The organism is Sediminibacterium salmoneum NBRC 103935 (assembly GCF_000511175.1).
Taxonomy (GTDB): domain Bacteria; phylum Bacteroidota; class Bacteroidia; order Chitinophagales; family Chitinophagaceae; genus Sediminibacterium; species Sediminibacterium salmoneum.
Genome location: NZ_KI866530.1, coordinates 2764991 through 2775124, shown reverse-complemented (window position 1 = coordinate 2775124; position 10134 = coordinate 2764991). Strand labels below are relative to the sequence as shown.

The following is a 10134-nucleotide window of genomic DNA, read 5'->3' as shown; positions in this document are numbered from 1 at the left end:
AGTAGTAATGCCAAGGCATTACTACTGCTGTTTCACTGGCTGATTTCAATATCAGATAACAGCTGATGGGAATTCCCAGCGCTACCAATAATCCTAAAATGGCTTTCTTTTTCATAATTGTCCTAATAAAAAACCATCGCAATGCAGCGATGGTTTAGAAATCAAAAAATATTTATTGAGCAAAGACCCAATTAGTGAGCTGCTTTTTCCTCAACTTTTCCTTCTTCATGCTTTCCTGCTGCTCCGTGTTCTTTCTTCTCTACCTTCTTGGTGCTTTGTTCCTTGAAATAAGGATCATAGGTATTACGTAAATTTTTGAAGGAGTTTCCATCATATAGGAAGGCAATAATGAACCAGATAAACAAAGCCAATGGAACTACAATCGTCATAATCAGGTTCTTCATTTCATGCTTTAAGTGCATGAAGTAAGCAACAATGTAAAACGCTTTCGCCATCATTAAAATTACGATTGCTCCTTTCAAAGCCATTCTCAAGCCTACGCTGGTTAATGGAATGTCAATCATCCAGAAACCAATTAAAAGTTCAATGATGGTAAGTACAGTCAGGTAAACCGTGATCTTGATTACTTCCTTGGTACCTCCACCTGCATGTTCGTTGTGCTCAGCTGTATGTGACATATGCTTAAATTAACTTTTGTGAATGAATTAAATCAAATAGAAACAAGTAAATACAAATACCCAAACCAGGTCTACAAAGTGCCAGTACAAACCAGCTTTTTCAATCATTAGATAATGACCTCTTTCTTCAAACTTATTGTTAACGGCCATAATCAACATGATTATATTGATAATTACACCAGAAAATACGTGGAATCCATGGAAACCAGTGATGGTAAAGAAGTAGTTGGTGAAATTGGTTGAAGAAGCAGTTCCATCATGATTCAAGAATGGATTGCTACCCCACCATGCACCTTCATGGTGTAAATGGTTCCACTCCCATGCCTGACAAGACAAAAATGCAATACCACCAATAATGGTCCAGATTAAATTCTTAACTACCCCTTTTTTATCCATATTGTGTCCTGCCTGTACTGCTAGTACCATGGTTACAGAACTAATAATCAGGATAAATGTCATAATACTTACAAACACCAACGGAGCATTCATTCCTTCCGGAGCAAATGGAAAACTCTTAAACACTTCATTTGGGTCAGGCCATCCATTCGTAGAAAAACGAATGGTACCATAAGAAATCAGGAAAGCACCAAATGTAAAGGCATCACTCATGAGGAAATACCACATCATTACCTTTCCATACTCTACGTTAAAGGGACTCTTACCTCCACCCCAGGATTTGGTGGTAGGTGCTGTTGCAGTTGTTGCCATGTTAAAGTAAAATTTCGTACACAAAAGTATTGGCTAGAGTTGAAAAAAGGTGCATAAAACGCAACTTTTTTGTAATTAACCAATCCAATTATAAAATATGAATAAATAAATCCAAAGTATGTCTACAAAATGCCAGTAGGTACCCACTAATTCAATGGATAAACTGCTGTAATTTTTGACGCTGCTTACATAAGCTTTAATAAACATTACCAGCAATGCAATTACGCCGCCCAGCACGTGCAGCATATGCAAACCGGTGATCACCAGCAAAAAGGATGCTGCTGAATTGCTTTTGGCACCTGTTAAGGCAATATTGCGCGCTTCCAGATCCATAAAGCCAAGTATCTGCAAACCCATGAATAATACACCCAGCAAGGCAGTAACCGTTATTAAAGTTCTGTATCTGGCCATTTCTCTTGCTTTAAAGGCTTTTACCGCCAGATGAACCGATAAACTACTGGCAATAATCACCAGTGTTGAATACATAAAAACAACAGGCAAATCAAATTCCAGCCAGCTGCTCTGATTCTTCTTTACAATGTAAGCACTGGTTAATCCGGCAAACATCATAATAATACTTCCCATGGCCACCCATAAGGTAAATTTATGGGGGTGAATTCTTTTCGGGGCTTCGTTCACAATCGCACTCATCTTTTTTTAATTTAATTGTTTCCCAAATGGTTTAGCCAGTATGGTTAAATCTTATCTGCCAATAAGGCTAACAAAACAATTGGCAAATAGATATAACTACTAAACATCACTCTTCTGGCTGCTTTTACATCCATTTCTTTATACAGTCTGGCACTTTGTACCACCATAAACAAATTGCAGACCAAGACAATCCATAAACTCGTAATACCCGTAAGTCCAATAAAATATGGAACCATACCAATCGGAATCATTAATACTGAGTACATAATGGTCTGAATGGCAGTAAATTTAGTGGGTCCTTTATCAGCGGGCAATAATTTAAATCCGGCTTTGGTATAATCTGCATGTGCCACCCAGGCAATGGCCCAGAAATGGGGAAACTGCCAAAGGAATTGCATGCCAAATAATACCCATCCACCCAAAGAGAAATCATCGTTTCCGGCAACCCAGCCAATTAAACAGGGTAATGCACCCGGAAGAGCTCCAATCAATACCGCAATGGAATTGATTTTCTTTAAGGGCGTATAAATAAACGCATATAAAAACAAACTGAAAGCGGAAACCAATGCAGAAGAGAGGTTAAAATAATACCACATCATGGCAACTCCCACTATCCCAGCAATAATGGCAAAAGCATAGGCTTCGTTCTGACTCATACTTCCATTCGCAACGGGTCGCTTGGAGGTACGCTTCATTAAAGCATCCGTATCTTTTTCAACTGCCTGATTAATGGCGTTGGCACTACCGGTGATTAGCATGCCTGCTACAAAAAGCAGTATAATCATGCCCCAGTCGTATTCTACCACTTTTGGCGCCAGCAAATAACAGATGACACAGGAAAAAACCACGGTAAAGCTCAAGGTGAACTTTATCAATAACATGTAGTCCCTTAGTTTGGCTACTACTGCTAGTGATGGAGTTGGTTTTTTGGTTTCGATGGATTTTGTCATTCCTGATTTTGCTTAAAAACAATGCTCCCGTAATTCGGGAGCATTGGAATATAATCACTGAAATAAATTCAGTTTTGAATATTAGTGACTGCTTTCGTCGGCTCCTACTGGTGTGGTTTGAGAGATAAAACTCTTTACCATCTTTACCATAATCGTAAGCCCAGCGGTGTACTTCAGGAATTTCTCCCACCCAGTTACCGTGACCAGGATTGATAGGAGTAGTCCACTCTAAAGTATTTGCATTGTAAGGATTCTGAGAAGTAACTTTTCTTCCTTTGAAAACAGAGTAGAAGAAGTTGAACAAGAACAATAACTGAGCAGCAAATACAATCATAGCAACAGTACTAATGAATCTGTTTAATTCAGCAAATTGCTTGAAGCTTTCCCATACACTGTAGTCATAGTATCTTCTTGGCATACCAGCTAAACCCTGGTAGTGCATTGGCCAGAAGATCATGTACGCACCACCTAAAGTAATCCAGAAGTGCAAATAAGCCAATGTATTGTTCATGTAACGACCATACATTTTAGGGAACCAGTGGTAGATGCCGGCAAACATACCGAACATACTAGCCACACCCATTACAATATGGAAGTGAGCAATTACGAAATAAGTATCGTGCAAGTGAATATCCAATGCAGAGTTACCCAACCAGATACCTGTTAAACCTCCTGAAATGAATAAGCTAACAAATCCAATAGAGAATAACATACCTGGCGTGAAGCGGATATTACCTCTCCACAAAGTAGTTAACCAGTTGAACACTTTAATAGCGGAAGGAACGGCAATTAACAAAGTCAATAACACGAACACAGAACCTAAGAAAGGATTCAACCCTGTAACGAACATATGGTGCGCCCATACAAGGAAGGCAAGGATGGCGATTGCGAATAGAGATCCCACCATCGCAATGTATCCAAAGATGGGTTTTCTGGAATTTACAGAAAGGATTTCAGAAACCATACCCATCGCAGGTAATAAGATGATATAAACCTCAGGGTGACCAAGGAACCAGAACAAGTGCTGATAAAGAATAGCGCTACCGCCTTCGTTTGGCAATGCACCCACTCCATTAATAAAGATATCAGACAAGTAGAAGCTGGTACCAAAGTTTCTATCGAAAATCAACAAGATAAAACCAGAGAACAATACAGGGAAAGATAAAACCCCTAATACTGCTGTGAAGAACAATGCCCAGATGGTCAATGGCATACGAGTCATGCTCATTCCCTTGGTACGCATATTCAATACAGTAGCAATATAGTTAAGACCACCTAACAAAGAAGACACAACAAACAAAGCCATGGCAATCAACCAAAGGTCCATACCAGTTCCTGAACCTGGTGAAGCAGCTGCCAATGCACTCAAAGGAGGATAAGCAGTCCAACCACCACTGAAGGGTCCAAACTCTACAAACATAGAAGATAACATTACTATGCTTGCAGCAAAGAAGAACCAGTAACTCAACATATTCATGAAGGGAGATGCCATATCTCTTGCTCCAATTTGCAATGGAATAAGGAAGTTGGCAAAAGTTCCACTTAAACCTGCAGTTAATACAAAGAATACCAATACGGTTCCGTGAGTGGTAACCAATGCATAGTAAGCTTCCGGAGTAATTTTGCCACCTTCGGCCCATTTACCCAAAATGTCCTCAAGGAAAGGGAAAGTGGATTCAGGATAACCCAATTGTAAACGGAAAAGCACGCTCATTAAACCACCCAGCACTGCCCAAACCATACCGGTAATCAAGAATTGCTTGGCGATCATTTTATGATCCATGCTGAAGACATACTTCGAAATAAATGTCTCGTGATGATGCTCATGATGATGGTCACCATGTGCGTCATGTAAACCTGCTCCGGCAGGTGCGTGCAATACGGCTTCGTTACTCATACACTGATTCTTTATTAGTTATAACAACCTGATTTTTTGATGGTTGTTGATTGTTCTACAATTTCGCGGTTACTTTTGATGCCAGTTCAACAGGCTTTGCAACTGTTTTAACAGTATCAGCTTTTGCATTGGCCGGATCCTTATCAGGATTCGATGTATAGTAGTAAGGAGACTGACCCGCCATTTTAGCATCAAACTCTGCCTGATCCAATACTTCAATAATACCTTTCATTGAATAGTGACCGTTTCCGCACATCTGATCACAACTGATTTCATATTGAAAATCCGGATTACCGGTAATTTCCTTCATTTCTTTAGTTGTGTATTTAGGCGTAAACCACATGGTTGTTGGAATACCAGGAACCGCATCCATCTTCATTCTGAAATGAGGTAAACCCACATCATGAATTACGTCTCTTGAACCGATGATTAATTTAACCGGACGTCCTTTTACAATGTACATCGTTTGTTCCATTACCAGGTCGTCATGGCCTAATTTGTCGTCCCAGATTAAACCCAGAGAGTTATTAGCGTTATCGATGTTCTTGTAATATTTTTTTCCGAAAGCACCGTCTTTACCCGGGTAACGATAGATCCATCCGAATTGTTTACCAGTAACTTCAACTACCATCGCTTCTTTTGGAGGTTCACCTGTGAAAAGGAACCAGTTTCTTAAACCAATTACCACTAAAACAGTAAGGGCAATGGCAGGAATAACTGTCCAGATTGCTTCCAGTTTATTACTGTGCGCAAAGAAGTACACTTTACGGGTTTCGCTCTCCTGGTATTTGTAAGCAAACCAGAAAAGAACAATTTGGGTAAGGATAAAAACAAATCCGGTTACCGCCAGCGTTAACCAAAGCATTGAGTCTACGCGCTCACCTTCCACACTGGCTGATTCATAAGGCAACAAGGTTTTATCGTATAAAACTTCATTACAATACCAAACGCCCACTAGTCCCAACACAAGGAAGACTACCATCAGAAAACCATTAATCTTGTTGTTCTGCTTACGGCTATGCTCTTCCCCTTTCAAGATTGCCACATACTCACTTGCTTTAGAGATCTGAAAGATCACTACAAAAATGAGTAACGATACCGCGGTGATTAATAAAGCTGTCATAATGCTGTATATATATTATCTAATGTCTTAACAATTTTTAAAAAACGCAGGTTCATTAAACCTGGTGAATCACACTCTCCTTCAGGTAAGGGTGGTACTTTGAAATCAAAGGTTTCTTAGACAACGCAGTACCTACAAATAAAATCATTACTCCTACAAAGAAGGCTAGTATGCCAAAATCCATCCATCCTAAAGTAACGTGATCCTGCATTAAAGAACCCATCACCATCTGATAAAAGTCGATCCAGTGACCAAAGATGATTAAAACTGCCATAAAAGTTACCAATGTATAATTTCTCTTGGCAGAACGCTTCATCAGGATCAACAACGGACATAGGAAGTTAACAATCAGATTGAAGAAGAAAATTCCCTTGTATGCACCCTGTGTTCTGTGTTTGAAGTAAACAGTTTCTTCAGGAATATTTGCGTACCAAATCAACATATACTGAGAGAACCATAAATAAGTCCAGAAGATAGAGAAAGCAAACATGAATTTACCAATATCGTGTAAATGCTCCTGACTGGTTAATTCAAGATATCCTTTATTCTTAAGGTAAATAACCCAAAGAGCAATTAAAGACATACCTGCAACAAATGAACTTACAAAAGTGTACCAGCTGTACATGGTAGAATACCAGTGTGCATCAATACTCATCATCCACAACCATGGAACAGTAGAACCAACAGTTAAACCAAACCATACGGTGAACATTGCTGTTCTAACGGTTCCTCTGTGTATGAACTTTTCGCTGGTTTCGCGATCCATTGGACCCGCATCAGCTTCATCATTTAATTTACGGATTCTCCATCCAAGGAAACTCCACAACGCAATCGTAAGGGTTGTCCAGATAACGAAGAAAGTAGGATTCAAAAATCCGGCTTTACCTTTTAAGATAGGATCAGCAGCTACTGCTTCTGTATCCAACCAATGGTAGATATGGTGTTTGTGACCAAAAACGATGTACAATAATACCGCGAATGTAATGGCACCAAAAATGGGAACCAATGTAGAAATTGCTTCAGGGATTCTGCGGAAAGTCTGTGTAAATCCGGCTTGAGCCAAAGTAGTAACTGATATAAAGAACATGCTCGCATTGCAAATCAATGTCCAGAATATGGTATTATACATTAGTGTTCCCCAGAAATGCACTTGCTCGTGCTCGTCGGAACTAAAACCTTTGGTGAACATCCCGTACAATAAAGCTGCCAAGCCTAAACCTATCAAGGCGTAAGACCAGGTTTTCATTTTACCGGGAACTTCAAATTGTGTTCTTAAAGATGCCATTGTTACTCTTTTAGTTCAGTTAGTATTGGTCTGTTATCAAGACCCTTTGCTAAATTTATTTTGTTGTTGCAGTAGCTGCTGCTGCAGGAGCAGGAGCTGCTTTTGCTTTACTTGCCTGTTGTTTTGTCTTGATGTAGGCAATTACTTCCCAACGCTGCTTGCGGCTTAATTGAGATGCATAAGAGCCCATCAGGTTTTTACCATAAGCTACTGAGTAGAACATCTGACCTGCAGGCATTGCTTCATACTTTGCATCACCTACCAATGCAGCTGGCTTTGCAGCATAAGGTCCGTTGCCGTCTTTGTAAAGAGGCCCATTACCTTTTAAATCAGATCCATGGCAAATACCACAGTTAATCAGGTATAAACGCTCAGCTTCTTCCATACCAGCCTTACTTAATGAATCATAAGGATTAGGAACTGCTTTGGAAGCAGTATAGTTGGTGGTATCACCCGGTTGATCCATTGGAATATGGAAAGGCATTTCTTCTTCACGGGAAATGGTTCCTGCTACTGGACGACTGTTGTAATTGATACCTTTTTCTGCAAGATTGCTATGATCTGCATAAGATTCATAAGCACGGCTCTCCGCCATATCCGGCATGTAAATTTTACCAGGCGTGCGCTTAACATCACTGCAGGCACTGAAAGCAACCAGGGCAGACAAAGAAGCTATGATAAATTTATTCTTCATGATTCAATAGTTCTAAATAGTTCTAAATTAAGCGGCAACAATTTGCTTTTCTTCAAAAGGCATTTCGTCTTTATCGTATCGGCCTAACCACCAGCCATCTTCAGCAACTTCAACCTTTGTTTCCAAAGCACCATTGCTGGCTAAGAAAGCCTGAAGATCATCGGTATTGGTTTTATCTGTGCATTCAATTACCATAACAAAAAGATCATCGGTAGCTCTTGCATGAAAATGATGCTTCTTTACAAAAGGAGCCAACTGACACAGGTAGCAGAAAGTAAGAACCATTCCTACAGCAGCAAACAAAACCGTTAATTCAAACATGATTGGAATCCAGGCTGGTAAAGCAAAGTGAGGCTTACCTCCGATGTTTAAAGGCCAGTCCTTGGTAAAAATCCAACTGATAGAGCTTAATGCAGTTGCAGTACCGGTAATTCCATAAATAAATCCTGCTGTGTGCAAGCTGGTTTCACGAAGACCCATTGCATGGTCTAATCCGTGAACAGCAAATGGCGTGTACACATCATGGATTTTATATCCAGCTGTACGTACTTTTTTTACTGCAGGAAATAAAACTGCTTCGTCATCAAAACAGCCCACTACAAATTTCTTTTTTGCCATACTTTATTTTTTTTCTGCCCCGTATTAAAAGGAGCAGTCAATCATACGATTATTAATGGTGTGCATGTTCGTGCACAAAATCTTCCAGTTTCTGATCTTCAATCTTAGTCATCTGATTCTTGTATCCTTCACCCGTTGTTTTTAATACATACTTGATTTCTGCAATTGCAATAACAGGGAAGTATTTGGCGAATAAGAAGAAGCAAGTGAAGAACAATCCGAAAGTACCTGCATAGAAACCAATTTCCCAGATGGTTGGGCTGTAGTAAACAGACCAGCTGGAAGGCAGGTAATCACGATATAGAGAGGTAACGATGATTACGAAACGCTCGAACCACATACCAATGTTTACAATAATACTCATGAAGAAGGTAACGAAGATGTTTCTTCTCATTTTGCGGAACCAGAAAATCTGAGGGCTTAATACGTTACAAGCCATCATACCCCAGTAACTCCATCCGTAAGGAGAGAACAAATAAGCACGGCTATACCAGAATGTGTATCCTTCATATTTATTCTGGCTATACCAACCCATGAACAACTCGGTTAGGTAAGCAATACCCACGATTGAACCGGTTAATACAATTACTTTATTCATGGCTTCTATGTGACCAATGGTTACATAGTCTTCCATCGCAAATACTTTACGAACAATAATCATCAGGGTTTGCACCATGGCAAATCCGGAGAAGATGGCACCCGCAACGAAGTAAGGAGGGAAGATAGTAGTATGCCATCCTGGAATAACAGAAGTAGCGAAGTCAAAAGATACGATAGTGTGAACCGATAGTACCAGCGGCGTACTTAATCCCGCCAATACCAATGATAAGCTCTCGTGACGCTGCCAGTGCTTGGTAGAACCAGTCCATCCGAAAGAAGCAATACCATATAAACGCTTACGTAACTTAGTAAATGCACGGTCTCTTACAGTTGCGAAGTCAGGAATTAAACCTGAATACCAGAATAAAAGAGATACAGTAAAGTAAGTAGAGATCGCAAATACGTCCCACAATAGCGGAGAGTTAAAGTTAACCCATAAAGGACCGCGGGAGTTAGGGTAAGGCAATACAAAGAAAGCCATCCATACTCTACCCATGTGGAAGATAGGAAACTGACCCGCACACATTACCGCGAAGATGGTCATCGCTTCTGCTGCACGGTTTACCCCTGTTCTCCATCCCTGACGGAATAACAACAAGATTGCAGAAATCAAGGTACCAGCGTGACCGATACCCACCCACCATACGAAGTTGGTGATATCCCATCCCCAACCCACTGTTTTGTTAAGGTTCCACTGTCCAATACCGTAAGTAACTTCACGGTAAACGCTGTAGACACCAAACATGAGTAAGGCAACAGCAATATAAAAACCTACATACCATAATTTGGTAGGCTTGGCTTCAATAGGGCGAACAATGTCTTCTGTAACCTGCTTGTATGTTTTGTCGCCATACACCAGTGGTTCCCTGAGCTGTGATTCGTACTTTAAATGCATCTGTTCTTATTTTGGTCCTTGATCTGCCCGAAGGCAGAATCTGAGTCGTGGGAGGCAAGGCACACAGGGGATAGG

The 10134-nt window shown here is 40.3% G+C and carries 9 protein-coding genes and 1 pseudogene; all 10 read right to left on the bottom strand.

Annotated features, from left to right (window positions below):
• Positions 1-191: 191 nt before the first annotated feature.
• Positions 192-638, bottom strand: a complete 447-nt coding sequence (locus P767_RS17060; protein WP_051417349.1) for a cytochrome C oxidase subunit IV family protein — start codon at positions 636-638, stop codon at positions 192-194.
• A gap of 27 nt (positions 639-665) precedes the next feature.
• Positions 666-1346, bottom strand: coding sequence for a cytochrome c oxidase subunit 3 (locus P767_RS0112900; RefSeq protein ID WP_026750351.1), 681 nt, complete (start codon positions 1344-1346; stop codon positions 666-668).
• A gap of 75 nt (positions 1347-1421) precedes the next feature.
• The gene (locus tag P767_RS0112895; protein WP_026764848.1) at positions 1422-1997 is read right to left on the bottom strand and encodes a cytochrome c oxidase subunit 3; all 576 of its coding nucleotides are present in this window, start codon (positions 1995-1997) and stop codon (positions 1422-1424) included.
• A gap of 44 nt (positions 1998-2041) precedes the next feature.
• Positions 2042-2878 carry a heme o synthase gene (cyoE, locus tag P767_RS0112890; RefSeq protein WP_245586926.1) on the bottom strand — a complete coding sequence of 279 codons (837 nt, stop codon included), beginning with the start codon at positions 2876-2878 and terminating at the stop codon, positions 2042-2044.
• Positions 2879-3028: 150 nt separating this feature from the next.
• Positions 3029-4844, bottom strand: a pseudogene (locus P767_RS17055) (cytochrome c oxidase subunit I).
• Positions 4845-4899: 55 nt separating this feature from the next.
• The gene (locus P767_RS17050; protein ID WP_037351836.1) at positions 4900-5967 is read right to left on the bottom strand and encodes a cytochrome c oxidase subunit II; all 1068 of its coding nucleotides are present in this window, start codon (positions 5965-5967) and stop codon (positions 4900-4902) included.
• A gap of 55 nt (positions 5968-6022) precedes the next feature.
• Positions 6023-7252, bottom strand: a complete 1230-nt coding sequence (locus P767_RS0112875) for a hypothetical protein (protein ID WP_026764846.1) — start codon at positions 7250-7252, stop codon at positions 6023-6025.
• Positions 7253-7307: 55 nt separating this feature from the next.
• Positions 7308-7946, bottom strand: coding sequence for a c-type cytochrome (locus P767_RS17045; protein WP_051417348.1), 639 nt, complete (start codon positions 7944-7946; stop codon positions 7308-7310).
• Between the two features lie 27 nt (positions 7947-7973).
• Entirely contained in the window at positions 7974-8564 is a 591-nt protein-coding gene (locus P767_RS0112865) for a DUF3341 domain-containing protein (protein ID WP_026764845.1), read from the bottom strand.
• Between the two features lie 52 nt (positions 8565-8616).
• Positions 8617-10059 carry an NrfD/PsrC family molybdoenzyme membrane anchor subunit gene (gene nrfD / locus P767_RS0112860; protein WP_026750357.1) on the bottom strand — a complete coding sequence of 481 codons (1443 nt, stop codon included), beginning with the start codon at positions 10057-10059 and terminating at the stop codon, positions 8617-8619.
• Between the last annotated feature and the right edge of the window lie 75 nt (positions 10060-10134).